The sequence below is a fragment of the Pelagibacterium sp. 26DY04 genome (genome assembly GCF_031202305.1).
Lineage (GTDB): Bacteria > Pseudomonadota > Alphaproteobacteria > Rhizobiales > Devosiaceae > Pelagibacterium.
In genome coordinates this window covers 2,707,725-2,733,495 of record NZ_CP101731.1, presented here as the reverse complement: position 1 = coordinate 2,733,495, position 25,771 = coordinate 2,707,725, and the positions used below count along the sequence as shown (strand labels likewise).

At 63.0% G+C, this 25,771-nt stretch carries 25 protein-coding genes; 17 read left to right on the top strand and 8 right to left on the bottom strand.

The window, feature by feature from the left end:
* Both kduD and kduI read right to left on the bottom strand, forming a co-directional pair.
* Positions 1 to 735, bottom strand: a complete 735-nt coding sequence (gene kduD / locus NO932_RS13510; protein ID WP_375142886.1) for a 2-dehydro-3-deoxy-D-gluconate 5-dehydrogenase KduD — start codon at positions 733 to 735, stop codon at positions 1 to 3.
* 38 nt (positions 736 to 773) lie between these two features.
* Complete coding sequence (kduI, locus tag NO932_RS13505; protein WP_309160464.1) at positions 774 to 1,607, bottom strand: 5-dehydro-4-deoxy-D-glucuronate isomerase; 834 nt, start codon at positions 1,605 to 1,607, stop codon at positions 774 to 776.
* 360 nt (positions 1,608 to 1,967) lie between these two features.
* Between kduI and NO932_RS13500 the strand changes: the two genes are divergently transcribed.
* From NO932_RS13500 to NO932_RS13470, 7 genes are all read left to right on the top strand, one after another.
* Positions 1,968 to 3,563 (top strand): ABC transporter substrate-binding protein, encoded by a 1,596-nt coding sequence (locus tag NO932_RS13500; RefSeq protein ID WP_309207818.1) that lies wholly within the window; start codon positions 1,968 to 1,970, stop codon positions 3,561 to 3,563.
* Between the two features lie 98 nt (positions 3,564 to 3,661).
* A complete protein-coding gene (locus NO932_RS13495; RefSeq protein WP_309207817.1) occupies positions 3,662 to 4,702 on the top strand; it encodes an ABC transporter permease in 1,041 nt (346 codons plus the stop codon).
* Entirely contained in the window at positions 4,699 to 5,616 is a 918-nt protein-coding gene (nikC, locus tag NO932_RS13490) for a nickel transporter permease (protein ID WP_375142751.1), read from the top strand. Before NO932_RS13495 ends, nikC begins: the two co-directional genes overlap by 4 nt.
* A 5-nt stretch (positions 5,617 to 5,621) precedes the next feature.
* Entirely contained in the window at positions 5,622 to 6,476 is an 855-nt protein-coding gene (locus NO932_RS13485) for an ABC transporter ATP-binding protein (protein ID WP_309207816.1), read from the top strand.
* Positions 6,473 to 7,252, top strand: a complete 780-nt coding sequence (locus NO932_RS13480) for an ABC transporter ATP-binding protein (RefSeq protein ID WP_309207815.1) — start codon at positions 6,473 to 6,475, stop codon at positions 7,250 to 7,252. The genes NO932_RS13485 and NO932_RS13480 overlap by 4 nt, the downstream gene beginning before the upstream one ends.
* A 15-nt stretch (positions 7,253 to 7,267) precedes the next feature.
* Positions 7,268 to 7,603, top strand: coding sequence for a cupin domain-containing protein (locus NO932_RS13475; RefSeq protein WP_309207814.1), 336 nt, complete (start codon positions 7,268 to 7,270; stop codon positions 7,601 to 7,603).
* Positions 7,604 to 7,658: 55 nt separating this feature from the next.
* Positions 7,659 to 8,363: a FadR/GntR family transcriptional regulator gene (locus NO932_RS13470; RefSeq protein ID WP_309207813.1), complete on the top strand. Its 705-nt coding sequence runs from the start codon at positions 7,659 to 7,661 to the stop codon at positions 8,361 to 8,363.
* A gap of 66 nt (positions 8,364 to 8,429) precedes the next feature.
* Here the strand turns inward: NO932_RS13470 and NO932_RS13465 are convergent, their stop codons facing one another.
* From NO932_RS13465 to NO932_RS13455, 3 genes are all read right to left on the bottom strand, one after another.
* A complete protein-coding gene (locus NO932_RS13465; protein WP_309207812.1) occupies positions 8,430 to 9,581 on the bottom strand; it encodes a mandelate racemase family protein in 1,152 nt (383 codons plus the stop codon).
* Between the two features lie 78 nt (positions 9,582 to 9,659).
* Positions 9,660 to 10,745: a mandelate racemase/muconate lactonizing enzyme family protein gene (locus tag NO932_RS13460; protein ID WP_309207811.1), complete on the bottom strand. Its 1,086-nt coding sequence runs from the start codon at positions 10,743 to 10,745 to the stop codon at positions 9,660 to 9,662.
* Positions 10,746 to 10,793: 48 nt separating this feature from the next.
* Entirely contained in the window at positions 10,794 to 11,492 is a 699-nt protein-coding gene (locus tag NO932_RS13455) for a FadR/GntR family transcriptional regulator (protein WP_309207810.1), read from the bottom strand.
* 71 nt (positions 11,493 to 11,563) lie between these two features.
* Between NO932_RS13455 and NO932_RS13450 the strand changes: the two genes are divergently transcribed.
* Positions 11,564 to 12,421: an NAD(P)-dependent oxidoreductase gene (locus NO932_RS13450; protein ID WP_309207809.1), complete on the top strand. Its 858-nt coding sequence runs from the start codon at positions 11,564 to 11,566 to the stop codon at positions 12,419 to 12,421.
* Between the two features lie 140 nt (positions 12,422 to 12,561).
* The gene (locus tag NO932_RS13445) at positions 12,562 to 13,851 is read left to right on the top strand and encodes a Gfo/Idh/MocA family oxidoreductase (RefSeq protein ID WP_309207808.1); all 1,290 of its coding nucleotides are present in this window, start codon (positions 12,562 to 12,564) and stop codon (positions 13,849 to 13,851) included.
* A gap of 18 nt (positions 13,852 to 13,869) precedes the next feature.
* Here NO932_RS13445 and NO932_RS13440 read toward each other — a convergent pair whose 3' ends face one another.
* Positions 13,870 to 14,769, bottom strand: coding sequence for an AraC family transcriptional regulator (locus NO932_RS13440; protein ID WP_309207807.1), 900 nt, complete (start codon positions 14,767 to 14,769; stop codon positions 13,870 to 13,872).
* A 251-nt stretch (positions 14,770 to 15,020) separates the two neighbouring features.
* Here NO932_RS13440 and NO932_RS13435 point away from each other — a divergent pair, with 251 nt between their 5' ends.
* The 6 genes from NO932_RS13435 to NO932_RS13410 all read left to right on the top strand — a co-directional run bounded on the left by NO932_RS13435 (position 15,021) and on the right by NO932_RS13410 (position 22,030).
* Complete coding sequence (locus NO932_RS13435) at positions 15,021 to 15,911, top strand: sugar ABC transporter permease (RefSeq protein WP_309207806.1); 891 nt, start codon at positions 15,021 to 15,023, stop codon at positions 15,909 to 15,911.
* A gap of 5 nt (positions 15,912 to 15,916) precedes the next feature.
* Entirely contained in the window at positions 15,917 to 16,822 is a 906-nt protein-coding gene (locus NO932_RS13430) for a carbohydrate ABC transporter permease (RefSeq protein ID WP_309207805.1), read from the top strand.
* A 6-nt stretch (positions 16,823 to 16,828) separates the two neighbouring features.
* Positions 16,829 to 17,947 carry a sn-glycerol-3-phosphate ABC transporter ATP-binding protein UgpC gene (locus NO932_RS13425; protein ID WP_309207804.1) on the top strand — a complete coding sequence of 373 codons (1,119 nt, stop codon included), beginning with the start codon at positions 16,829 to 16,831 and terminating at the stop codon, positions 17,945 to 17,947.
* Between the two features lie 76 nt (positions 17,948 to 18,023).
* Positions 18,024 to 19,292, top strand: coding sequence for an ABC transporter substrate-binding protein (locus tag NO932_RS13420; RefSeq protein ID WP_309207803.1), 1,269 nt, complete (start codon positions 18,024 to 18,026; stop codon positions 19,290 to 19,292).
* 63 nt (positions 19,293 to 19,355) lie between these two features.
* Positions 19,356 to 20,876 (top strand): glycoside hydrolase family 28 protein, encoded by a 1,521-nt coding sequence (locus NO932_RS13415; protein WP_309207802.1) that lies wholly within the window; start codon positions 19,356 to 19,358, stop codon positions 20,874 to 20,876.
* Positions 20,873 to 22,030, top strand: a complete 1,158-nt coding sequence (locus NO932_RS13410; protein ID WP_309207801.1) for a glycoside hydrolase family 88 protein — start codon at positions 20,873 to 20,875, stop codon at positions 22,028 to 22,030. The genes NO932_RS13415 and NO932_RS13410 overlap by 4 nt, the downstream gene beginning before the upstream one ends.
* 6 nt (positions 22,031 to 22,036) lie before the next feature.
* Here the strand turns inward: NO932_RS13410 and NO932_RS13405 are convergent, their stop codons facing one another.
* Positions 22,037 to 22,429, bottom strand: coding sequence for a GFA family protein (locus NO932_RS13405; protein ID WP_309207800.1), 393 nt, complete (start codon positions 22,427 to 22,429; stop codon positions 22,037 to 22,039).
* Positions 22,430 to 22,499: 70 nt separating this feature from the next.
* A complete protein-coding gene (locus NO932_RS13400) occupies positions 22,500 to 23,192 on the bottom strand; it encodes a GntR family transcriptional regulator (RefSeq protein ID WP_309160484.1) in 693 nt (230 codons plus the stop codon).
* Positions 23,193 to 23,274: 82 nt separating this feature from the next.
* Here NO932_RS13400 and NO932_RS13395 point away from each other — a divergent pair, with 82 nt between their 5' ends.
* Positions 23,275 to 24,441 carry a mandelate racemase/muconate lactonizing enzyme family protein gene (locus NO932_RS13395; protein ID WP_309207799.1) on the top strand — a complete coding sequence of 389 codons (1,167 nt, stop codon included), beginning with the start codon at positions 23,275 to 23,277 and terminating at the stop codon, positions 24,439 to 24,441.
* Between the two features lie 35 nt (positions 24,442 to 24,476).
* The gene (locus tag NO932_RS13390; protein WP_309207798.1) at positions 24,477 to 25,718 is read left to right on the top strand and encodes an extracellular solute-binding protein; all 1,242 of its coding nucleotides are present in this window, start codon (positions 24,477 to 24,479) and stop codon (positions 25,716 to 25,718) included.
* The last annotated feature ends 53 nt before the right edge of the window (positions 25,719 to 25,771 follow it).

Here is a 25,771-nt window from a genome sequence, read left to right as displayed (position 1 = left end):
TCAGCGGGCCAGCCAGCCGCCGTCAACGGGGATGGTGGCGCCGTGCATGTAGTCGGATGCGCGGGCCAGGAGGAACACCGCCGCATCGCCGATATCTGAGGGTTCTCCCCAGCGTCCGGCCGGGATTCGGCCCAGAATCTGGGCGCTTCTGTCCGGGTCGTTGCGCAGGGCTTCGGTGTTGTTGGTCTCGATATAGCCGGGGGCTATGGCGTTGACGTTGATGCCTTTTTCGGCCCATTCGCAGGCCAGGAGCCGGGTGAGGCCCAGTATGGCTGATTTCGACGCCGTGTAAGAGGCGACGCGGATGCCGCCCTGGAAGCTCAGCATTGAGGCGATGTTGACGATTTTGCCTTTTGCTTCAGAGGCTTGCAGTACGCGGCGGGCGAACGCCTGGGAGAGGAAGAACGCGGTTTTGAGGTTGAGGTCGACCACCGAATCCCAATCTTCCTCGGTGAAATCGAGCGCATCGGCGCGCCGGATAATGCCGGCATTGTTGACCAAACCGTGGATCGGGCCGTGCTCGTCCCAGGCTTTGTCGAGCAGTCCATGAGGTTGCATATACGGGTCGAGATCGGCGAATATGGGGATGATCGACGCGTCTGTCCCGCCGATGCCACCGGCCTTGTGCAAAGTGTCGTCCATCGACGAGCGGGCGACCCCCAAAACGCGTCCTCCGGCCCTCACGATGGCGAGCGCGATCCCCTGACCGATGCCGGTATTGGCGCCGGTGACCATGATGGTTTTTCCCGACAGGGAAAATGCGGATAGATCGGTCACAGGAGGTCTCCGGGCTGGACGGGTTCCACATCGGTGTAATCGACATTGTCGCCGGCCATGGCCCAGATGAAGGTGTAGCTGCCGGTGCCGACGCCGGAATGGATCGACCAGGGGGGCGAAAGGACGGCCTGCTCGTTGGCGACGACCAAGTGGCGGGTTTCGGTGGGCTCGCCCATGAAATGCATGACGCGCTGATCGCTCGCCAGATCGAAATAGAGATAGGCTTCCATGCGGCGCGAGTGGACGTGGGCGGGCATGGTGTTCCAGATCGAACCGGGGGCCAGCGTGGTCATGCCGACCACGAGCTGGCAGGTCTGGATGGCCTGGGAAAACTGGAAGATCGAGCGCTCGTTGCAGGTTTCCGACGCGCCGAGGTCTAGACGCTTGGCGTCATCGATCTTGATGAGGGTGGTGGGATATGTGGCGTGGGCGGGAGCGCTGAGGAGGTAGAATTTTGCGGGTTCGGAACCCGCCGAGGCAAAGCTTACGGATTTGGCGCCCATGCCGACATAGATCATGTCGCGGGTGCCGAGGGCGTGGTCTTTTCCATCGACCGAGACAGTGCCTGGCGCGCCGATATTGACGGCGATCAACTCACGCCGGTCGAGGAAGTTCTCGGTGCCGGTGGGCTTGATGGGATCGAGGGGCAGGGGACCGGAAGCGGGGACGGCGCCGCCGACGATCATCCTGTCGTAATGGGTATAGGTGAGCGAGATGGAGCCGGAGGCGAACAGGTCGTCGACGAGGAAATTTTCCCGCAATTCGGTGGTGTCCATTGCGGCCGCATGGTCCGGGGCGATGGCGTGGCGTTCGGTGAAATTGGTGCTCATGGGACGCTCCTGGTTTCCATACAACATTTGATCCTGTCATACATATCTGGTGCTGTGATCGCAAGTCCGGTCTCGGGCTTTGGAATTTCAAGGACATTTGCCCGGAGGTCATCAAAGGGAACGGCTTCCGCATGGGCAGGATGAACGGCGTGAGGGTGGGAAGAGCGACAAGCGCTTCAAGAAATATGATTTTCCGTGTTGAATCCTCTCTTTCGAGCGTTGTCTAAAATTAGTAGCACTAATTTCTCTCCTACTTTCCCTATATTCCGGCGTATTTTCCTGCGATCGGCCGTAATTGACATTGGTTGTATGATATCGCATATGTAGCAAGCTGTCTTTGACTGGGAGGAGGAGCCTAAAATGAAGAAGACACTTCTTACACTGCTCGTCGCCGCTTCGTTGAGCGGAAATGCGGTGCAGGGCTGGGCGGCGACGCCGGACGACCAGCTCGTGATCGGGCTGAGCATGGCCAATATCCTGACGCTCGACCCCGCCGCCATCGCCGGGCGCGAGTCTACGGCGATCATCACCAATGTTTATGACACGCCGGTCCAGCTCGACGCGGTGGATGTGACCCAGGTCAACCCCGGACTCGCCGAAAGCTGGGACGTGAGCGAGGACGGCGTCATTACGCTCAATTTCCGCGATGACGCGGTGTTCGCTTCGGGCAATCCGGTGACCGTCGAGGATGCAATCTGGTCCTGGAAGCGCATTCTCGAACTGGAACTGGTCGGGTCGGCGACCTGGCAGGCCTATGGCTTCACGCTCGACAATTTCGACCAGCACGTCACCGCCGAGGGCAACACGATCACCATCACCATGCCCCAGGAGGGCGATCCTCAGCTCATCCTCTATATGTTCGGCAAGCCCAGCGCGTCCTCGGTGATCGACAGCCAGACCGCGCTTGAGCATGAAGTGGATGGAGATCTGGCGGCAGGATGGCTGACCACCAATACCGCCGGTTCGGGACCGTTCACGCTGCGCAACTGGACCGCCAACGACACGATCGTCCTCGATCGGTTTGACGGCTATTGGGGCGGCGCACCCGACATGCGGCGGGTGCTGATCCGTCACATGCCCGAAAGCCAGACCAAGCGGCTGATGCTCGAGCGCAGCGATATCGATGTGGGGCTGGCGCTGTCGGTGCCCGACATCAATGCGCTCTCGGCCAATGAAGATGTCGTCGTGCAGTCGGTGCCCAGTTCGGGCTTCTATTATCTCGCCGTCTCGATGAAGGACGAGAAGTTCGCCGACGAGAACGTACGCCTCGCGCTGCGTTACCTGATCGACTATCAGGGCATCAACGAAACCATCATGCCCAATTACGGCATCCTGCATCAACGTCCGGTGACGCCGGGCGTGATGGGGACCATCGAAGCCCCCGGCTATACGCTGGACGTGGAGCGGGCGCAGGAATATCTGGCCGAGGCCGGCTATCCCGACGGGTTCACGACGCAATTGCTGGCGATCAACGAGCCGCCCTTCATCGATATCGCCACCTCGATCCAGAGCACGCTCGCCCAGGCGGGGATCAATGCCGAAATCGTGACGGGCACCGGCAATCAGGTCTATGGCCCGATGCGCGAGCGCGATTTCGAAATGATCGTCGGCCGGGGCGGTGGCGGACAAGAACCGCATCCCCATTCGAACATGCAGTCGCTGGTGATCAATCCGGACAATTCCGATGATGCCGGGCTTTCCGGGCTGATCGGCTGGCGCACATCGTTCTACAACGAAGAGCTCAACGCGCTGGCCACCCAGGCGCTGGTCGAGCGCGACCCCGAAGAGCAGGCGCAGCTCTATGCGGAAGTCCAGTATCTCTATGAGGAACTGGTGCCCGCCATCCAGCCGGTTTCGGCGGTGGTCGATACGGTGGTGTTCCGATCCGATATCGAGGGCTTCCAGAACCATTACGGCTGGACGACGCGTTTCGACACGGTTTCCAAGAGCCGCTGACCTCACCGAAGGGCGCGCGATACACCACGCGCGCCTTTCATCATTCTCACGCGCCGCCCTTGGCTTTTACGGGCGGAACAGAACGGAGCGGACGGTCCATGGCTCCCTTGTCCCTGCGCATACGAACCCAGGCCAGCGGAGCCCTGGGATTTGTCGGCTCGATAGCGGTGACGCTGTTCGGGCTGTTGATCCTGACCTTCATCATCGGCCGGATGATGCCAGTCGACCCGGTGCTCGCCATTGTCGGCGACGAGGCCACGCAGGCCACCTATGACCGGGTCTATCGCGAACTCGGGCTGGACCAGCCGCTCTATGTGCAGTTCTTCCGCTTCGTAGCCGATCTGGCGCGCGGGGATTTCGGGGTGGCTCTGCTGACCGGGCGCCCGGTGATCGAGGACATCGCCAGGGTCTTTCCCGCAACAATCGAGCTGGGCACGATCTCGATTCTGATCGGCGCCGGGCTGGGCATTCCGCTTGGCGTGCTGGCGGCCACCAACCGCAACAAATTTCCCGACTATTTCGTGCGGTTTTTTTCGCTCATCGCCTATTCGACCCCGACCTTCTGGTTCGGCCTCATGGGCCTTCTTCTGTTTTACGCCATGCTGGGCTGGTCGGGCGGCTCGGGGCGGGTCGAGGTGTTCTATACCGGGCTCGTCGAGCCCATCACCGGGTTTCTTCTGATCGACTCGGTGCTGGTCGGCGAATGGGACGTGTTCTGGAGCGCGCTGCGCAATATCTGGCTGCCGGCCGCGGTGCTGGGCCTCAATTCCATGGCCTATATCTCGCGCATGACGCGCTCGTTCATGATCGAGCAGATGGGGCAGGAATATATCGTCACGGCGCGGATCAAGGGGCTTTCCCGGCCGCAGGTGATCTGGCGGCATGCGTTCCGCAACATCCGCGTGCAATTGGTGACCATCGTGGCGCTCGCCTATGGCGGGCTGCTCGAAGGGGCCGTGCTGGTCGAGACCGTGTTTTCCTGGCCGGGGTTCGGCGGCTATCTCACCTCCAACCTGATGATCGGCGACATGAACGCGGTGATGGCCTGCACGCTGCTGGTGGGCGTGCTGTTCATCGCCCTCAACATTCTTTCCGATGTCTTGTACCGGGTCTTCGACCCAAGGACGCGTGCGGCATGAGCAGTTCACAGATTCCCATGAGCTGGCGCGAATATCTCTCCAGCGACACGATCACCAGCTCGCGCCAGGCCACCGTGCAGCGCGTCTACTGGGGCGTGCTGAGCTTCCTTTCCAATCCGCTGGCGGTGTTCGGGCTGGCGATCATCGTGGTTCTGGGCATCATGGCGATCTTTGCGCCATGGATCGCGACCCACAATCCGCTGGAACAGAACCTGAGCGCCGCGCTGCAGCCCCCGAGCGGAGAGAACTGGTTGGGGACCGACGAATATGGCCGCGATATCTATAGCCGTATCGTTTATGGCTCGCGCATCTCGCTCTATATCGTGGTGCTGGTTTCGGTGATCGTCGCCCCGATCGGGCTGATGATCGGCATGGCGGCGGGCTATTTCGGCGGCTGGACGGATCGGATCCTGATGCGGATCACCGACATCTTCCTTTCCTTTCCCAGCCTCATCCTGGCGCTGGCCTTCGCCGCCGCGCTGGGGCCGGGGATCGAGAACGCGGTGATCGCCATAGCGCTCACCGCCTGGCCGCCGATCGCGCGGCTGGCGCGGGCCGAAACGCTGACGACGCGCGCCGCCGACTATATCGCCGCCGCCAAGGTGTCTGGGGCGTCCTCGCTGCGCATCCTGTTGCGCCATGTGCTGCCGATCTGCATCCCATCGGTGGTGGTGCGCACGACGCTCAACATGTCGGGGATCATGCTGACGGCAGCAGGACTGGGTTTTCTCGGGCTGGGCGCGCAGCCGCCTTCGCCCGAATGGGGCGCCATGACCTCGGCGGGGCGGCGGTTCATGATCGATAGCTGGTGGGTGGTGACCATGCCGGGCATGGCGATCCTGCTGGTGGCGCTGGCCTTCAACCTGTTCGGTGACGGGCTGCGCGACATGCTCGACCCAAGGCAATCGCGGTGAGTGCGATGAACGAACCCATTCTCTCGGTCAAAAATCTCAATGTCGGCTACATGTCGGCGCGGCGGCAATTGCATGCGGTGCGCAATGTCAGCTTTTCCCTGGGGCGCGAGAAGGTCGCCATCATCGGGGAATCGGGATCGGGCAAATCGACGGTGGGGCGGGCCATCGTGCGGCTTCTGCCCGAGATCGCCCGGGTCAGCGCCGACGAGATGCGCTTCGAGGGGCAGGACCTTCTGCGGCTCAATGAAAGGAAGATGCAGGCGATCCGCGGGGCGCGGATATCGATGATCCTGCAAGACCCCAAATTCTCGCTCAATCCGGTGATGAGCGTGGGCGAGCAGGTCGCCGAGGCTTATCTGGCGCACCACCGGGTCGGAAAGGCCGAAGCCCGGCAGCGGGCGATCGAACAGCTCGCGGCGGTGAAGATCCGCGACCCCGAGCATGTCTATACGCTCTATCCGCACGAGGTATCGGGCGGCATGGGCCAGCGCATCATGATCGCCATGATGCTCATTCCCGACCCGGCGATGATCATTGCGGACGAGCCGACCTCGGCGCTGGACGTGACCGTGCGGCTGCAGGTACTGGCGCTGCTGGACGATCTGGTCAGGGACCGGGGGATCGGGCTGCTGTTCATCAGCCACGATCTCAACCTCGTGCAGAGTTTCTGCGACCGGGTGCTGATCATGTATAGCGGGCAGGTGGTCGAGGAGATCGCCGCGTGCGACCTCAAGGAGGCGCGGCACCCCTATACGCGGGGGTTGCTGGCGTCGATGCCGCGGATCGGGGACCGCAAGGGACGGTTGCCGGTGCTCGACCGGCAGAGCAGTTGGGCCGAAGCGCTGGAGCGGCAGCAATGAGCATGATCGACATCAAGGGGCTCGACCTCGAACTGGGGAGCGGGCTGCGCTGGCGCAAGATTCTGGACGGGATCGGGTTTTCGGTCGAGGACGGACAGACCTTCGGGCTGGTTGGGGAGTCGGGGTCGGGCAAATCGACGGTGCTGCGCTGCATTGCCGGGCTCTACCGCCATTGGGAGGGCGCGATTTCGGTGGATGGCAAAAGCTTTGCCCAGACGCCGCGCCTGCAATGGTGCCGCAAGGTGCAGATGGTGTTTCAGGACCCCTATGGTTCCCTGCACCCCAAGCGCAAGATCGCCGATATCCTGGCCGAGCCGCTCAGGGTGCACCAATTCTCCGACATCAATCGCAGGATCGGCGAGGTGCTCGAGCAGGTGGGGCTAGGGGATTCGTTCCGCTACCGCTATCCGCACCAGCTTTCGGGCGGGCAGCGCCAGCGCGTGGCGATCGCGCGGGCGCTGATCCTCGAGCCAAGGATCCTGCTGCTCGACGAGCCGACATCGGCGCTCGACGTTTCGATCCAGGCGGAAATCCTCAACCTGTTCATGGATCTGCGCGAGCGGCACAAGCTCACCTATCTGCTGGTGAGCCACGACCTGGCGGTGATCGACCACATGTGTAGCGCCTTTGCCGTGATGCAGAGCGGCAGGATCGTAGAGGTGCTGTCACGCGAGGCGCTGGAGAACGGGCAGGCGCAGACCGACTATACCCGCTCGCTCATAAAGGCGAGCGAAGCTTATGACAGGGACCTGGCGCTTGCCCAGGCCCATAGCTGAGAAAGGAACGGGGACATGCCCACTTCGGGAAGCTTTTTGAAGGGCGCGGATGCGCAGTGGAAGGGTGTGGGAGAAGGGCGGCGCATGCAGATGCTGTGCTATAACGACCAGCTCATGATGCTGCGCTGGGAGTTTGCGCGAGGGGCGGTGGGGGCGCCCCATACGCATCCGCACACGCAGACGGCCTATATCGAGAGCGGCGTGTTCGACGTGACCATCGACGGGGTGACCGAGCGGCTGGGCGCGGGATCGAGCTATGTGGTCGATGGCGGCGTGCTGCATGGGGCGGTGTGCATCGAGGCCGGAACGATGGTCGATGCGTTTACCCCTATGAGGGAAGACTACGTCTAGATCATAAAGGGGCCGGAAAGCTGGTCGGCTGAGCCGGGCAGCTCGGGAACAAAACATGCGCAACCGTCGCGACAGTCTTTCGCAGCGTATCGTCGAGGCGGTGCAGGATCGCATTCGCGATGGCTCCTACGGGCCTGGCCAGAAGCTGCCGACAGAGCATGAGCTGATCGGCGAGTTCGGGGTGAGCCGGACGGTGATCCGCGAGGCGATCGCCAACCTCAGGGCGAACGGGCTGGTGACCCCGCGCCAGGGCGTGGGGGTGTTCGTGACCGATCAGCCCTTTGCCCAGCCCTTCGTGCTCGCGGCGGGGAACGGGGATGCCGTGCACGAGGCGGTGGCGGTGCTCGAACTGCGCATCGCGCTCGAGGTGGAAACGGCGGGGCTTGCCGCCGCGCGCCGCACGCCCGAGATTCTCGTAACCATGCGCGAAGCGCTCAAGCGGATGGACGAGGCCATAGCGGCAGGGGACGACGCGATCGAAGCCGATCTCGCCTTTCACAGGGCCATCGCGGCGGCGACGGAGAACTACCACTTCGTCAATCTGTTCAACTATCTGGGCGAATTCCTGATGCCGCGCTCGCGGCTCAACACCTCGCTGATCGCCCATGAGAGCCGCAAGGACTATCTGCGGCACATCAACGACGAACACCAGAGGGTGTTCGACGCCATCGCGGCGGGCGACAGCGAAGCCGCGCGCGGGGCCATGCGGCTGCATCTGATGGGAAGCAAGGAGCGCCTGCGCGCCAGCGCTTCGGAGTGATGCTCCAAGCGCCCCATGCGCTTTCCGGCGGCCGATGCCAAACCGGAAAGCGCCGGGGGAGGAACGCTATTGGGCGACCAGATTGTCGTCGATGAAGTCGAAATTGATGTCCTCGCCGATGCCCGGCTTGTCCGAAAGATGCACGAAACCTTCAGCGTCCATGGGGTCGGGGAGGGTGTTGAGGTATTCGAACCCGTCATCATATTCGAGGAAGGGGTGGAGCAGGCCGCGCTCGTACCAGCGCACGTTGCGGGCGACGGCGGCGAGCACGAGATTAGGCGCGCCATTGCCGTGGATTTCACAATTCATGCCGAAGGAATCGGCGAGCGCGATGGATTTGAGCGAGGGGGAGATGCCGCCCACGTCGTGAACACCGGCGCGCAGGATATCGCAGGCGCCCGCCTTGATCCATTCGGCGCGGGCATGGTGCTTGCCGGCGGCGCTTTCAGGGCCGAGGACGGGGATATCGAGGTTGTCGGCGAGCCAGGCGTAGGAGGCCATGGATTGTTCGTCCATCGGCTCTTCGATCCAGGCATAGCCCAGCTCCTGCAGGCCCTTGCCCAGTTCATAAGCTTCGGTGCGCGAATACCAGTGGAAGGCGTCGATCATCAGGGCGATGTCGGGGCCGACGGCTTCGCGCACGGCGGCGCAGGCCCTAAGATCCATCTTCACATCGGGCGCCCAGGAGACAGGCGGCATCCAGGTGTGGAGCTTGATGCCCTTGTAGCCGCGCTTGACCAGCTTTTCGGCGAAACGGCCATAGTCCTCGGGGGTGGCGAGGCCGCCTTCGAGCTCGTCGCCGCACATGGTGCTGCCATAGGCGGGCACCTTGTCGCGATAGGCGCCGATGAGCTTATGGACGGGGACGCCAAGGGCGCGGCCGGCCAGATCCCAAAGGGCGGTGTCGACGACGGCCAGGGTGCGGTCGGTGAGCTGAGCGGCGCTGCCGCGCTGCCAATGGGCGAGTTCTTGCCATAGACGCTCGCGATCGAAGGGGTCCTGACCGATCAGCACGGTCTTGACGAATTTCTCGATGACGTGGGGGCGCATGACCTCGGGGACGCCGAAGCAGTGACCTTCTTGGCCCTGGTCGGTGACGATGGTGAGAAGGCCTTGGCGAACCTTGTGAGGGTCGCCGGGATGGGCATGGCCCGCCGCGTCCTGATGCCGGAGCGTCGTGTGCAGGAACACCCGGACCTTTACGTCTACGATTCTCATGGCTCTCCCTTCTCCCATCACGTTGCCGCGACCCTTACCATTACATATGATGACAGACAAGTTTGAAAACTTATCTTATCACTTATCGGCGGCAAAATGCCGGAGGGCATCGGGGTCGAAGCTGAAGCCCCAGCCGGGGCGGTCGGGGACGGTGATGCTGCCGCCGGTCATCTCCATTTTTTCGGCGTAGAGCGGACTGAACCAATCGAGATGCTCGAGCAGGGTGGCGTTGGGGAGGCTCGCCATGAGCTGGAGGCTCATTTCGGGGAAAAGGTGCGAGGAGACGGGCGCATTGTAGGCCGCGGCCAGGGCGCCGACGCGCGCGAACTCGCTGACCCCGCCCACACGCTGAAGATCGGGCATCAGGATATCGGCGGCGCCCGTTTCGAGCATTCGGCGAAAGCCGTGCATCGTATATTCGTTTTCGCCGGAGGCGACGGGAATATCGAGCGCGGCGGCGACCCTGGCGGAATTGTCCAGATCGTGGGCGGGAACCGGCTCTTCGAACCAGGCGATGCCGTAGTGCTCGAACTGGCGGGCAAGGGCGATCGCGGAGGTTGCGTCCATGGCCTGGTTGACGTCCACCATCAGGCCGACATCAGGCCCGATAGCGTCGCGCACGGCGGCAATGCGCGGCAGGTCGATATCGGCGCGCCCGGCGAGGCGGAGCTTGACGGCGCCAAAGCCCACGGACGCGTAGGTGCCGGCCTGTTGGACGATTTCATCGATGTCCTGGCTGAGCCAGAGTCCGCCGCTGGCATAGGCCGGAACGCTCGTGCGGCACTGGCCCAGAAGCGCCGCTATGGAGCGGTTGGCGGCCTTGGCGCGCAGATCCCACAGCGCGCCGTCTATGGCAGAAATGCCCATGATGGAGACGCCGGAAAAGCCGATGAAATTGATGCGGCGCCAGGCATCCTGCCAGAAGGCGGAAACGTGATCGGGATCCGTGCCGACGACCGCATCTTTGAGGACATGGACCATGGTATCGAGCAGTTTGTGCTGCTCGGGGCGGATGGTGAAGATGAGGTTCTCGCCGGTCAGGCCCTCGTCGGTATCGACAAAGACCGCGATCATCGAAAAGCGCTCGATCCTGGCGGTGGCGTTGCCGATGGGCCGCTCAAGCGGGAGCACCAGTGGCACGGTGCGCAGATTGGTGACGATCAACGAATTTTCCCCTGGATCTTGCTTATCGAGAGCGGTGAGTTCGCGCGCTCACGCCATGGCGTCCCTGAAGCGCTGGGCGCTGGCCATGATGTGATGGCGCATGGCGTCGCGGGCGAAAACGGCATCCTTGTCGGCGATGCCGCGCAGGATGGCTTCATGCTCGCGCATGCGCATTTCCGCATAGCGTTCGCCGCTTTTCGGGGGCGTTCGCCATGACCGGTCGCGCGGGAAGGCGCGCTCTCCGACCTGGCGGATGACGTAGATGAATTGCGGGTTGTTGGTGGCCGCGGCGATGGCGACGTGAAAGGAGAAATCCCGCGCCACGAGTTCTTCCCGCGTCCTGGCGATCTCCATGCCCTTGAGTTCGGCTTCGATCCTTTCGAGGTCGGCCGTGGTGCGGCGGCGGGCGGCCAGCCCAACGGCTTCGACCTCGAGCGCCAAGCGCACTTCGAGGAGATTGAGGATGGCGGTGGGCGTGGCGTCGTCCTCATCGTGAGGCAAGCGGATATGGCCGTCATCGGCCATGCGGGCGACGAAGACGCCCGAGCCGCGCCGGCTGGTTAACTCGCCCTGAGCGCGCAAGCCGGCCACCGCTTCGCGCAAGACGGTCCTGCTGACCTCGAGCTGGGCCATCAATTCGTGCTCCGGCGGCAGGCGGGCGCCCGATTTCAGGCCGTTGGAGGCGATCCATGCGCGCAGGCGACCAGCGGTTTGGGCCGAGAGGCTCGGCGGTGCGTCGGTTTTCATCTTGCATCGCTCGATTAATACTACTAGCACCAGTATGACTAATTTTTGCGCGCTGCCAAGAGGAGGAAGAGATGCGGATCGTGGTGACGGGAGGCTCGGGCCGGGTCGGCAAGTTCGTTGTGGCTGAACTCGCGGCGGCTGGCCATGAGGTGACCAGCCTCGATCTTGCTCTGGCTCCCGAACGCGTCGGCGGCGTGCGGTATATGGTGGGCAATGTTTCCCATCCCCAGGACGTTTATGGAACGCTGGCCTATGCGCGGCCCGAGGCGGTGGTGCATATGGCGGCCTGGTCAGACCCCGGCATCGTGCCCGACGCGCGGACCTATGCGGACAATGTCGCGGGGCATTTCAACGTTCTCGACGCCAGCAACGCGCTGGGCGTGGGCCGGGTGATCCTGGCTTCGAGTGCGCAGGTCTATGGTTTTGCCGCTCACGACCCGCAATTCGCGCCGGTAACCGAAGATCATCCGCTGCGGCCGCAGAATTCCTATGCGCTCTCCAAGATCGCGGGGGAGGATGCCGCGGACTATTTCGCGCGGCGCGGGCTCAACGTGTTGACGTTCCGGATCATGGGCGTGCGGGCGCCGCAGGACCTCGATGCGGAAATCGAGCGCGCGCTGGACGATCCGCAGCGGGACCGGTTCCTGCTCTGGACCCGCACCGATGCGCGGGACATCGCAATCGGATGCCGGCAGGCGCTGGAGATCGAGACGGTGGAATCGGGGATCTACAATCTCTCGGGAGCCGAGAACCTGCACGGATGCGAAACGCGCGACCTGTTCGAACGGTTTTCGCCCGCGACCGATCTGTTGCGGCTGCCAGGCGGGACGGCATCGGGCTTCTGCTCCGGCAAGGCCCGCAAGGCATTCGGCTATGAGCCGCGTTTCGTGTGGTCGAAAACGCAGCGGCACCACGACCTGTCAGCTTAATAGTAAAAAGTAGTACGATAAGTTATTGACGCGGCGGCGCGAGCTGTCGATAATCGAGGGGCTTGCCGTTCGCGGCTGGGGCTCGGGGAGTCGTCGGTCGCGGGTGGGCCTCACCTGTTTTCTTTCTCGGGACTGGACCAGTGAAATACGCCATTGTGGGCACCGGCGCGCGCCATGCCATGTTTCGTGACGCCATCGTTTCCACCCATCAGGGGACGGCCGAACTTGTGGGGCTGTGCGACATCAACGGGCACCGGCTGGCGCTATCGGCCCAGGACGTGCCCGAGCGGGGCGGCAACGGGATTGCGACCTATCGGGCCGAGCATTTCGGGCAGATGATCGATGAGCAGAAGCCCGATACGGTGATCGTCACCGTGCCGGACGACCTGCACCACGAATATATCGTGGCGGCCATGCGGGCCGGGTGCAACGTGATGACCGAAAAGCCCATGACCACGGACCTCACCCGGCTCAAGGCGATACTCGACGCGCAGCGCGAGACCGGGCGCAAGGTGGCGGTGACCTTCAACTACCGCTACTCGCCGGCCCGTACGCAGATCAAGGACATGCTGGTCTCGGGGGTTATCGGCGAGGTGGTGGCCGTGGACTTTTCCTGGCATCTCGACCGGGTGCACGGGGCCGATTATTTCCGCCGCTGGCACCGCTACAAGGACCGCTCGGGCGGGCTGTTGGTGCACAAGTCGACGCACCATTTCGACCTGGTCAACTGGTGGCTGGCTTCGGTGCCGGAAAGCGTTTCGGCGCAGGGGCGGCGGGCTTTCTATACGCCGCAGACGGCCGATGCCATGGGGCTGCAAGGGCGGAGCGAGCGCTGCCATACCTGCCCGGTGTTCGAGCGGTGCGAGTTGCGAATGGACCTGGAAAAGGACGAGAAGCTGCGCGAACTCTATCTCGATGCGGAGGAATTCGACGGCTATCACCGCGACCAATGCGTGTTTGCCGATGACATCACCATCGAGGACACCATGCAGGTGCAGGTGAACTATCGCAGCGGCGCGATGCTGAACTATACGCTGTGCGCCTATAGCCCCTGGGAAGGGCTGGAAATCAGGTTCCACGGCACCAAGGGCGAGTTGGTGCACAAGCATGTGGAAGTGCATGGGGTGTTCGGCGGCAAGCGGGAAAAGCCGGTCGATGACGCCATGACCACAACGCTGCACGTGGCCGGGCAGGCGCCCGAGTCCATCAAGGTGTGGACCGGGACGGGCGGGCATGGCGGGGCGGACCCGATCATGCTGGGCTATCTCTTCGATCCCGAGGGGATGAGCCAGGACCTTTATGCCCGCTCGTCATCGCATCTGGATGGCGCATGGTCGATCCTCACCGGTGTGGCGGCCAACCGTTCGATCGAGAGCGGAGAGACGACGCATATTGCCCGCATGCTGGCCGAGAGCGGCATCAGCCTTTGAGGATGCCGGGCGGGGCGGTCAGGTCCGCTCGGGGATGTGGAAGGTGCCGTCGATGAACTGGCCCCCTTCCTTGGCGCGGGTGAGCAGGCGATAGGCCGATGGCGAGGTGCCGATATAGCGCTTGAACTGGCGCGAGAAATAATAGACGTCCGGATAGCCCGTCATGGCGGCGGTTTCCTTGACCGAGTGGCCGGTGGCCAGGATGTTCATGGCCTGCTCGAGGCGCTTGAACTCGACGAATTTGGCGGGCGTATAGCCCAGCCTTTCCTTGAAGGCGCGGCGGAAATAGTCGGCATTGTAGGGTAGGCGCCCCAGCGCTTCCTCCAATATGCCGGGCTTGAAGGGCTGGCCGGCGATGCGGGCGGCGGCGAGCATGATGTGCAGCGAAAGCGCATCGGGGCCGGCGGCGTTGAGCAGGGCTTGCTCGCGCCAGCGGATGAACGCCTCCTCGATGAACTCGATCAGGATCACCATGAACATGTGATATTGCTCGAGCGTGGTGGAGGAGACGGGCGCGGTCTCCCTGTAATAGCGCACCAGCGGCTCGAGCACGCGCCAGCGGGAGAACTTGACGGTGCGCTTGAGCTCCATCTGGCTGATCAGGTCGACATGGCTGAAAAGATCCAGCGTGAAGTGCTGGGCAAAGCCCGAATAGATAGGGCCTGTGCCCAGGCGCCCGACAAAACGGGCGCCGGCGGGAATGAGCATGGCTTCGCCGGGGCTGATCGAGGCCGGCTCGCCATCAAGTTCGTAGAGGGCGCTGCCGGAGATGCAGACGACGAGGTCGTGCACCTCGTTGGACTTCTCCACCCGCCAGGTGGAGGTGTGCCGCATCTTGATGGTGGAGCGCGATAGCTTGAGCGAGAGCGCGTCGGGTGGAATGCCCGCCAGAACACGACCTTCGGTTTTCTCCATCATTTTCTCCAGAACTGTGAATTCCGTTTTACACGCCGGCTCTTTTTAATGAAGTCATATGATAACTATGGTCAAGATGCGATCAAGTTATATGGGAGGAGATAGGGAAGTCTTGCTGTCATTGTGCCCAGACGGCGCGGTGGAGCAATCCCGTTCAGTTATCATGATGCACGATTTCGTACCTTCTGACATGAGAGTGCCGTCGATGATTGGACATCGGGCTCTCTCCGGTCACCACGATCGGGAGAGCGCTGATGGGCGGTGAAAACAAATGGATCGGGCTGGCCTATGTCATGCCCTATGTCGTGGGGCTGGTGATCTTTACCGCCATCCCGTTCGGCGCCTCGTTCTACCTCTCGTTCACCGACTATCCGCTGCTGCGCGATCCGATGTGGGTTGGCCTGGCCAACTATGTCGAGCTGCTGTTTAACGACCGCACCTTCCACCGCGCGCTGCAGGTGACGCTGACCTATGTGTTCATCACCGTGCCGCTCAAGCTCGCCTTCGCGCTGCTGATCGCCTATGTGCTCAACTACAAGCTCAAGGCGATCGGGTTCTTCCGGACGGCTTATTACGTGCCCTCGATCCTGGGCGGGTCGGTCGCGATCGCGGTGCTCTGGCGCTATATCTTCGCCGATATCGGGCTGGTGAACATGGTGCTCACCGGGCTTGGCTTGGAGGCGATCAACTTCTTCGGCGACCCGCGCTATGCGCTGTTCACCATCACGCTGCTGCGCGTGTGGCAGTTCGGTTCGGCCATGGTGATCTTTCTTGCCGCGCTGCAATCGATCCCCACCCATGTCTATGAGGCGGCGGCGATCGACGGGGCGAACAAGGCGCAGACCTTCTTCTACATCACCCTGCCGCTGATCACGCCCGTGATCTTCTTCAACCTGATCCTGCAGATGGTCGAAGCGTTCCAGGAGTTCAACGGGCCGTTCATTATCACCGACGGCACCGGCGCGCCGCTGCGCTCCACCTATCTCGTGCCGCTCTATATCTACGACAAGGCGTTCCGGCAGTTCGACATGGGTTATGCCTCGGCCATCGCCTGGATTCTGTTCGCGATCATCATGGTGCTGACGGTCATCGCCTTCTGGTCCTCGCGGCACTGGGTCTACTACGCCGGCGACAGGCGGAGCTGATCGCGATGACAACACTTGCCAATCAGCCCCAGACCGCGCTCGAGGAAGCCCGCGCTCATAACGCCAGGACACGGCGCAACCAGGTGATCTCGGCGGTTATCCGCTACGCCATCCTCGCGGCGGTCGGGTTCATCATGCTCTACCCGCTGCTCTGGCTGGTGGGGGCCTCGTTCAAGACCAATGCGGAAATCTTTGCCTCGCCGAGCTTCATTCCGCAGAACCCCACCCTGGAGGGGTATCAGCGCGGCTGGGAGACCTCGACCAACTGGAATTTCGGGCATTTCTTCCTCAACACCTTGTGGATCATCATCCCCAAGACCATCGGGACGGCCATTTCGGCGACGCTGGTGGCCTATGGGTTCGCCCGGTTCGAATTTCCGTTCAAGCGCATCCTATTCGCCACGGTGATCGCCACACTGCTGCTGCCCAACGTCGTCACCCGCATTCCGCAATACCTGCTGTTTAGGGATTTGGGCTGGCTCGATACCTATCTGCCGCTCTGGGTGCCATCGGCATTGGCGGGCGACGCGTTCTTCGTCTTCATGCTGATCCAGTTCCTGCGCGCCATTCCGCGCGACATGGAAGAGGCGGCGCGGGTGGACGGGGCCAATACGATCCAGACCCTGGTGTTCATCGTCATCCCCATGCTGGCCCCGGCCATCATCTCGGTGTGCCTGTTCCAGTTCATGTGGACGATGAACGACTTCCTGGGGCCGCTCATCTACATCTCATCGGTTGAAAAATACCCGGTTTCCCTGGCGCTGCGCCTCTCGCTCGACGTGACCGAAGCCTTTCAGTGGAACCAGGTGCTCGCCATGTCGGTGCTGACCCTCGCGCCCTCGCTGCTCGTGTTCTTCGTGGCCCAGCGCTACTTCATCGAGGGCATTTCGACCGGCGGCGTGAAAGGATAATTTCGAATGGCCAATCTTACTCTCAAGAAGGTCGAAAAGGTCTATGGCAACGCCTTCAAGGCGGTCCATGGCATCGACCTTGACGTCAAGGACGGCGAGTTCATGGTGCTGGTGGGGCCCTCGGGCTGCGCCAAATCCACGACGCTGCGGATGATCGCGGGGCTCGAGACGATCACGGGCGGGGAAATCCGCATCGGGGACAAGGTGGTCAACAACCTCGTTCCGGGCGATCGGGGTATCGCCATGGTGTTCCAGAACTATGCGCTCTACCCGCATATGAAGGTGAAGAACAACCTCTCCTTCGGCCTGCGGATCAAGAGGACGCCCAAAGGCGAGATCGCCGACGGCGTGGACCGGGTTTCCCATATCCTTGAGATCGAGGAATTGCTCGACCGGTTGCCCAAGCAGCTTTCGGGCGGGCAGGCCCAGCGCGTGGCGGTGGGGCGGGCGCTGATCAAGCAGCCCGAAGTGTTCCTGTTCGACGAGCCGCTCTCAAACCTCGATGCCAAGCTGCGCGCCTCGATGCGCGTGCGCATCACCGATCTGCACAAGCAGCTCAAGCAGTCCGCGACCTCGTCCACCGTGGTTTACGTCACCCACGACCAGACCGAAGCCATGACCATGGGCGACCGCATCTGCGTGATGAAGGACGGGCGCATTATGCAGGTGGCCGATCCGGCGACGCTCTACAACCGGCCCGAAAACGAGTTCGTCGCCGGTTTCATCGGGTCGCCGGAGATGAATTTGATCCCGGTCCAGCTCACGCGCAACGGGGCTCCGGCGGTGACCCTGGGCGGGCAGACGGTGACGTTCGGCAATGAACTCGCCTCGCGGCTCGCGGCCAATGCGGATGAAACCGTGAGCATGGGGGTGCGCCCCCAGCATATGCAGGTGGTGCCGACCGGCACGGCAAACGCCTTTACCGGCAAGGTCAGCCATGTGGAGTTCATGGGCCACGAGGTGAACCTTTACGTCGACATCGCCGGCCACAGCTTCACCGTGGTGGTTCCGGGCGATCACTACAACCCATCCATGCTTTCGGACGGGCAGATCTCGCTCTCGCCCCAGGAGGCAAGGCTGCACTTTTTCGACCAGGAGACGGGACGCAACGTCTCGCTGATCTGAACCCATTTTCCAATCCGGCTGTCCTCATTGGGGGGAGGCCGAAATCCGACTGACAGACATCGAAGGGAGGAAAACGATGAAACGTACAGTCACTCTGGCCACTGTGTCGGCCTTGATGGTTACCACGGCACTCAGCTCGGCACAGGCAGCCGATCTGCGCGTATCGTGGTGGGGCGGCGACGCCCGGCACGCGGCGACCCAGGAGGCGCTGGAAATCTGCGGGGAGAAGCATGGGCATACGATCAGCCCTGAATTCACCGGCTTTGACGGTCACCTCGAACGCCTGACCACTCAGCTTGCCGGCCGGACCTCGCCGGACCTGATGCAGGTCAACTGGCCGTGGCTGCCGCTGTTCTCGCCGGACGGGTCGGGCCTTGCCGATCTTAACGAATTCTCCGACATCATCGATCTCTCCCAATGGGATCCGGCTCTGCTGGAGACCGGAACGCGCAACGGCAAGCTCAATGGCATTCCGGTTTCGATCACCGGCCGCGTGCTGTTCTACAATTCCGACACCTACGAGCAGGCCGGCGTCGAGCCGCCCCAGACCTGGGACGACATGATCGCCGCTGCCGAAACGTTCAAAACCGAGTTGGGCGATAACTACTATCCGTTCGACGCTTCGCGCTACAACGCCATGCTGCTTGTCGCTCTTTATGCCACCCAGCAGACGGGCGTGGGGTTCATCGATCCCCAGACCAATGAAGTCGCCTGGGACGAAGCCACGCTGACCGAAGCGATTAATTTCTACCAGAGCCTGGTGGATGCGGGCGTGATGAAAAGCTGGGAAGAGGCGGCTGCCATGGGCAATCCGCAGCTTCACGAACGTGGCGACTGGGCGGCGGGCGAAGTGGCCGGCTCCTATGAATGGGACTCGACGGTGTCGCAGATTTCCGGACCGTTCGAAGGCGAGACGCCGCTGCGCCCGGTGCTGCCGCCCAAGAATGGCGATGCGGTTTCCGACGGCATCTTCCGCAAACCCTCCATGCTGTTCGCCATTTCGGCCCATTCTCCCAATCAGGAAGCTGCGGCCGAAATCCTCAACTGCCTTCTGGTGGAAGAAGAGGGTGCGCGCGTGATGGCCAGCCATCGCGGCGTTCCTGCCTCGGCGGCGGCGGTTGCGCTGCTCGAAGCAGAAGGGCTGATCGATCCCAACGTCAAGGCGGCCAACGATCTCGTGCTCGCGGCCGATACGCCGCCGGCCTCGCCCTATTTCGAAGACCCCGCCGTCCGCACCGCCTTTGAAGGCGTGCTCGAAGAGTATGCCTATGGCCTGCTCTCGGCCGAGGAAGCGGCTGCCGCGATCATCCAGGGCGCCCAGCAGGCGCTGGAACGCGTGGAGTAACCACTCACAAGGGCGGGCGCGGTTCTGCCGCGCCCGTCTCCCTCCAACCTATCCTCTGGTTCGATGCCTCTTCAGGTTCCCACAATCCTCGTCCTCACGCCGCGCACCATCACGGTGGAACTCGCGGGCGTTGCGGCGCGGGACCAACTCGACGCTGTGCTCGACTGGCGGCTGGTCGCGTCGGGGGACGTGATGCAGGAAGGGCAAGCGGGGCGGCCGGTCCTGACGGTTGAAGGATTGGTGCCCGGCATCGCCTATGGGCTGGAGATCGCAGGGTTCGGAGGGCTGGACTTTACCGCGCCACGGGAATCCGCGCTGATCGACATTCGCGATCATGGGGCATCCAAGGCGGCGGACAACAGTGCCGCCTTTGCCGCGGCGATTGCAGCCGCGCCGGCTGGGGCGACGATCTATGTGCCGCCCGGCGTCTGGCGCACCGGGCCGGTGTTTCTCAAATCGGATCTGTGCCTGCATCTGCCGCATGGAGCGGTGCTCAAGGGGCTGGCGGAGCGGCAGGCCTATCCCATTCTCGACGCGTTTGATGCCGAGGGCAAAATGCAGGCGAGCTGGGAAGGCGTGCCGGCGGCGTGCTTTGCCTCGCTTCTGACGGCGATAGACGCTTCCCACATCGCGATCGCGGGCAAGGGCGTGATCGACGGGGCGGGAGCCGAGGGCGACTGGTGGGACTGGCCCAAGGAGACGCGCGAGGGCGCGCGCCGGCCGCGAACGGTTTTCGCGAACCGATGCGTCGATTTCGCGATGGCCGGGGTGACGGTGCGCAATTCGCCGAGCTGGACGATCCACCCGATCAATTGCCGCAAGGCGATGTTTGCCGATCTCGCCATCGAAAATCCGGCCGACAGTCCCAACACCGACGGGCTCAACCCTGAAAGCTCAAGCGATGTGGAGATCGTGGGCGTGCGGTTTTCGGTGGGCGATGATTGCGTCGCCATCAAGGCCGGCAAGATCTGGCCGGACGGGCGCGTGCCCGAGCCGACGCGGAACGTGTCGGTGCGCCATTGCCGCATGGAGCGCGGACATGGCGGCGTGGTGATCGGCTCGGAAATGAGCGGGTCGGTGACCGACGTGACGGTCGAGCGCTGCACCCTGGCCGATACCGATCGAGGCCTGCGCATCAAGACGCGGCGCGGGCGCGGCGGTGAGGTGGCCCGGATCGCCATGCGCGACTGCGTCATGGACGGGGTTCTGACACCGCTGGCGATCAATTCGCACTATTTCTGCGACCCCGATGGCCGGTCGGACGCCGTGCAGAATCGCGCGCCGGCGCCCGTCGACAAGACAACGCCGCATCTGCGCGACGTCACCTTTGCCGGCATCGTGGCGCGGAACGTTCATCATGCGCTGGCCTATGTGCTGGGGCTTTCTGAGTCGCCGATAATGGGGCTGGTGATCGAGGACATCTCCGTCACCTACGACCCGCAAGCGCAGGCCGGCGTGCCGGAAATGGCCGAAGGACTGCCGGAGCTGCGCCATGGCGGCATCATCACCGAGAATACAACCAATCCGATCATCCGCGGCATTGCCTGGCCCGGTGACAGCAACAGCCGGGAGCGCGCATCGTGAAGCTCGACACTTTCTTTGATACCTTTGCCGAGCAATACCAGCACTATAAGCGCGGCGACTGGTGCTATGAGGATGGGTGCGTTTATCGCGGGCTGTTGCTGCTCGACGGGGTCGATCCGCGCGGGCCGTGGTTCGGCCATCTCAAGCGGCTGGTCGACTCGCAGGTGGGCTATGACGGATCGCTCGCGGGGTACGATATCGAAGAGTTCAATATCGACAATATCCTCTCCGGCCGGGCGCTAATCGCGCTTTATGCACGGACCGGCGAGGAGAAATACCGGCTGGCGGCCGATCGGCTTGCCGAGCAGCTTGGGCGGCACCCCCGGATCGGGCGCGGCAACTACTGGCACAAGCTGCGCTATCCTCATCAGGTCTGGCTCGACGGGCTGTATATGGGGCTGCCGTTCCAGATCGAATACGGCAAGGCTTTCGGAAAGCCCGAACTGGTGGACGATGCCATCGTGCAGTTGAAATCGGCGCTGGAGCTTCTCGCCGATCCGGCGACAGGGCTCTACAGCCATGGCTATGACGAGGCGCGGGAACAGAGGTGGGCGGACAAGAGAACGGGCCGATCGCAGGCGTTGTGGTCGCGCGCGCTGGGCTGGCTGGCCATGGCGCTGGTGGATGTGCATGAGGCCATAGGGCCGAAACTAGCGGCGCAAGCCGGGCTCGACGAGGCAATCGAAGTTTTCGCAAAGCGGGTGGCGAGGCATCAGCGCGAGGATGGACGCTGGAACCAGGTGACCGACCAGCCCGAACTTGAGGGCAACTACCCCGAGAGTTCGGCGACGGCGATGTTTGCCTATTTCTTCCTCGTCGGCGAGCGGTTGGGGATTTCGGGAGTCGACGGTGAGATCGGGCTGAAGGCGCTGGCCGGGTTGCGCGAGCATGCGTTGGCCGTCGGGCCGGATGGTGAGCCGGTTCTGGGGGCCATCTGCCATGTGGCGGGCCTTGGCGGCTTTGACGGCCGCTATCGCGATGGGACCGCCGCCTATTACGTCAGCGAAAGATTGCAGCCCAACGATGCCAAGGGCGTGGGGCCGTTCATGATGGCCGTGGCCGAAGCGCGGCGGCGGGAGCGCCTCGGGGAAGCGTCGGCCACCGAGAATGCCGGATTTCCGGCATCTGCGCGCGCGGGGGCGCCGCGCGGCTGAGCTGCGCTAGTCCTCCGAGCGGCTGGTTTCGTCGCGGTCGTGGGGGTAGTGCCGCTTGAGCGGGAAGGGCGGAAGCCAGGATTCTCGGCGGATGGTCCAGAGTTCGTAGGTGGGGCGGAACTGGTCGGGGGCATCGAAGGCGCCCAGGCTCACTTCGACCTCGTCGCCGGAGCGGGCGAAGACCGACGAGCCGCAGCGCGGGCAGAAATGGCGGTCGCTATAGTGATGCGTTTTGCCCTCGATCCTCACCGCGTCTTGCGGGAAGATCGCCGAGCCGTGGAAGATCGATCCGCTGTGTTTGCGGCAATCGAGGCAGTGGCAGAGGCCGACGCGGTAGGGACGGCCCGAAACTGTGATGCGGATATCGCCGCATAGGCAGCCGCCGGTGAAATTCTGCATGCCGGCTCTCCTCCAGGATCAGCGCAACAATCGCTACACCGGTTAGCGCATCGAGGGCAATCGATCGGCCTCAGTAGAGGCCCATATGGCGCTGGAGTGCGGCGTTGAAATGAGCCTGGAGGGCGGCTTCGGCGGCGTCGGCATCGCGGGACTTGCAGGCATCGATGATCTGGATGTGCTCGCGAAGGGACCGCAGCGCGAGCGGTGGCGTCAGGCGGCGGTCGAGGCGGACCAGACGCAGGTAATTGTGCATGCGCTTGTAGCTGGTCTCGATCAGCGGGTTGGCCAGGATACCGATGATGTTGTCGTGCAGGATGCCTTCGAGCCGTTCGATTTCGGCCATGCTGTCGTCGGTGAGACCTTCGGCCTCGATGCGGGAGACGAGATCGGCATGCATGCGGGCGATATCGGCGATCAGGGACTCGTCCGCCGTCTCGGCAAAGACGCGCACGGCGGCGCGCTCGAGAATGGCGCGGAACTGATAGGTGGATTTGGTGAGCTCAAGGCCCGGCTTGACGAATTCGATGCCCGAGCGCGGGTGGATCTTGAGCACGCCTTCGGCTTCCAGAACCCGCAGGGCATCGCGCAGGGGAGCAACGGGAATGTCGAGCAGTTCGACGAGATGGTTCTGGGAGACGAAGGCGCCGGCGGGCAGCTTGCGCTCGAAGAGATTTTCCAAAATCCGGTCATAGGCCAGATCGCTCAACCGGCGGTTGGCATTGGCCGTTCCGCTGGACGCGGGTGTTGCCTTGGCAGAAACCACTTGTGCCCTCGTGCTGTCTACTCTATTAATCCTGCTAACTGATAGATCAGTTTCTCGAACTAGTCGATCAAAGAAGCAGGCTATGCGCATCAATTCCTACCGCATAACGCGTTTTCAGTTCCGGCGCGACCGCGTTATCGGGGATAGCCAGGTGCGGGCCGAGGATGTCAACGTTGCAGCGCTCGAGCTGATTGCCGATACGGGCGCGGTGGGACTGGGCTTTATCCAGACGCTCTTTACGCCGCTTCCGAGCCAGGCGGAGATGGAGCGGATATTTGAAACCGAAGTCTGGCCGACGCTGGAGGGCGCTTCGCCGCTGGGACTCGTGCATCGCGTGACGCGCCCACGCGGTGGCAATCAACGCGCATTCGGGCTGCCGGTCCATGAGGCGTTGCAGGTGGCGCTGTGGGATCTGGTGGGCAAGGAAGCGGGCATGCCGCTCTGGGAGGTGCTGGGGGGAAGCCGCGACAGGGTGAAAGCCTATGCGAGCGGGCTTGATTTCCATCTCTCGGACGAGGCGTTCGTCGAGCTGTTCGGGCATGCCGATGCCATCGGCTACGATACGTTCAAGATCAAGGTCGGGCATTCCGATTTCGAACGCGACCTGCACCGGCTCGACCTCTTGAAGAAAACGGTCCGGCCCGGCGCGCGGTTCATGATCGACGCCAACGAGGCCTGGGGCGCCAAGGAGGCGCTCAACAAGATCGAGGCGATCGAAAGGGCGGGGTTTGCGCTCGTCTGGGTCGAGGACCCCATCTTGCGCACCGATTTCGCGGGGCTGAAGATGCTGTGCGCATCCACCCCGAACACGATGATCAATTCGGGGGAATATCTGGACGCGTCGGGCAAGCGGGCGCTGATGAGCGCGGGCGCGACCGATATCGTCAACGTTCACGGGCAGATCACCGACGTTATGCGCATCGGCTGGTTCGCCGCCGATATCGGCGTGCCGGTCAGCGTGGGCAACACATTTCTCGAGGTGGGCATCCAGGCGGCGGTGGCGCTGCCGGAGGTGGAGTGGATCGAATATTCGTTCCAGAATTTCGACCATCTCGTTGAGGAACCGATCGAAATCCGCGACGGCTATGCCTATGCGCCCAAGCGGCCCGGCCACGGGCTGGTGCTGAGCGAGGTGGCGCGGGCCGAGTGGGCGCGGCCGGAGATCGTTTCGGAGGATCAGTTGGGCGAGGCGCCGGCAAACCCGCGCGTGGGGCGCCCGGCGCCAGTGCGGAGCCTGGGGACAGCCTAGCGCAGACAATTTGATTGATGGAGGAGAGCTTTCAAATGAGAACCACACTGTTGACCAGTGCCGCGCTGGTGTTTGCCGTCGCCAGCCCGGCCTTTGCCCAAACGATCACCGTCTGGGACTGGAAGTCGGGCGATCCGGTGGCGACCAGTTATTTCCAGCAGGCCAAGACCGAATTTGAGGCGGCCCATCCCGGCGTCACCATCAATTACGTGATGCAGCCCAACGATCAGTACTACACGATCCTGGGGACCGCCCTGGCATCGGGGGCGGGGCCGGACGTGTTCCTGCTCAATGGCGGCGCGCAGGCGCGGGCGCGGTTCGAGGCGCTGACCGATGTGACGGCGCTGGGCGAAAACCTCGTGGGCACCGAGGAGTTCGCGAACGAGGACGGCACGCTCCATGCGCTGCCGATCACCATGCAGGGTTTTATCGTCTATTATAACAAGCAGCGTTATGCCGAAGCCGGTCTCGACCCGGAAAACCCGCCCCAGACCTGGGAAGAGCTGGTTGCCGCCTGCGAGGCGATCACCGAAACGGGCAATGTGCCGTGCTTTTCCATGGGCAATCGCGAAGGGTTCGGCGGAGAATTCTTCCTGTCCTCGGTTGCTGCTTCGTCACTGACCGCCGAGCAGCATGACGCCTTTGCCAATGGAGAGCTGAAATGGTCCAGCCCGGAGATCATGGAAATCCTCCAGGCCTGGGTCGATACCCAGGACATGGGCTGGTACCGCCAGGGGGCCAATTCGACGGCTAAGTTCATGGACGAATATGAGCAGTTCATGCGTGGCGATGCCGCCAATACGATCGGGCTGTTGTCGGACGTGGCGCACTGGAAGCAGTTCGACGATTTTCTCGGCGCGGAAAATGTCGGGGTTTTCCGCCATCCAGCGCCCTCACTTGCCGATGGCGAGGTCAAGATTCCGGTGGCGGGCGGCATCGGCTATGGGGTCAACAATGCCGGGGCCAATGTTGAACTCGCGACCGCTTTCGTCGAGCATCTGGCGTCCGCTGGGCCGATCCAGACTTTCGTGAACGATGCGGGCGTCGTGCCGGCCAATACGACTGTCGATACGTCCAGCCTCTCCAGCCCCTCGGTCGTTGCCATTCTCGAATGGCTCGAGCCTTATGGCGCGCCCATGGCTCACTCGAACACCACTGCGGATGAATTGTCCGAATGGCACCGCCAGAGCCAGCTTCTGCTCAATGGCGATGTGACGGTCGAGGAGGCCGCGGCGCGCATGGACGAGGTTCAGGCGCAGGCCCATAGCGGGAATTGAGGCGCGAGCCTCTAACGATCCATGGCGCGGCCAACCGCGCCATGGCCTGTCTT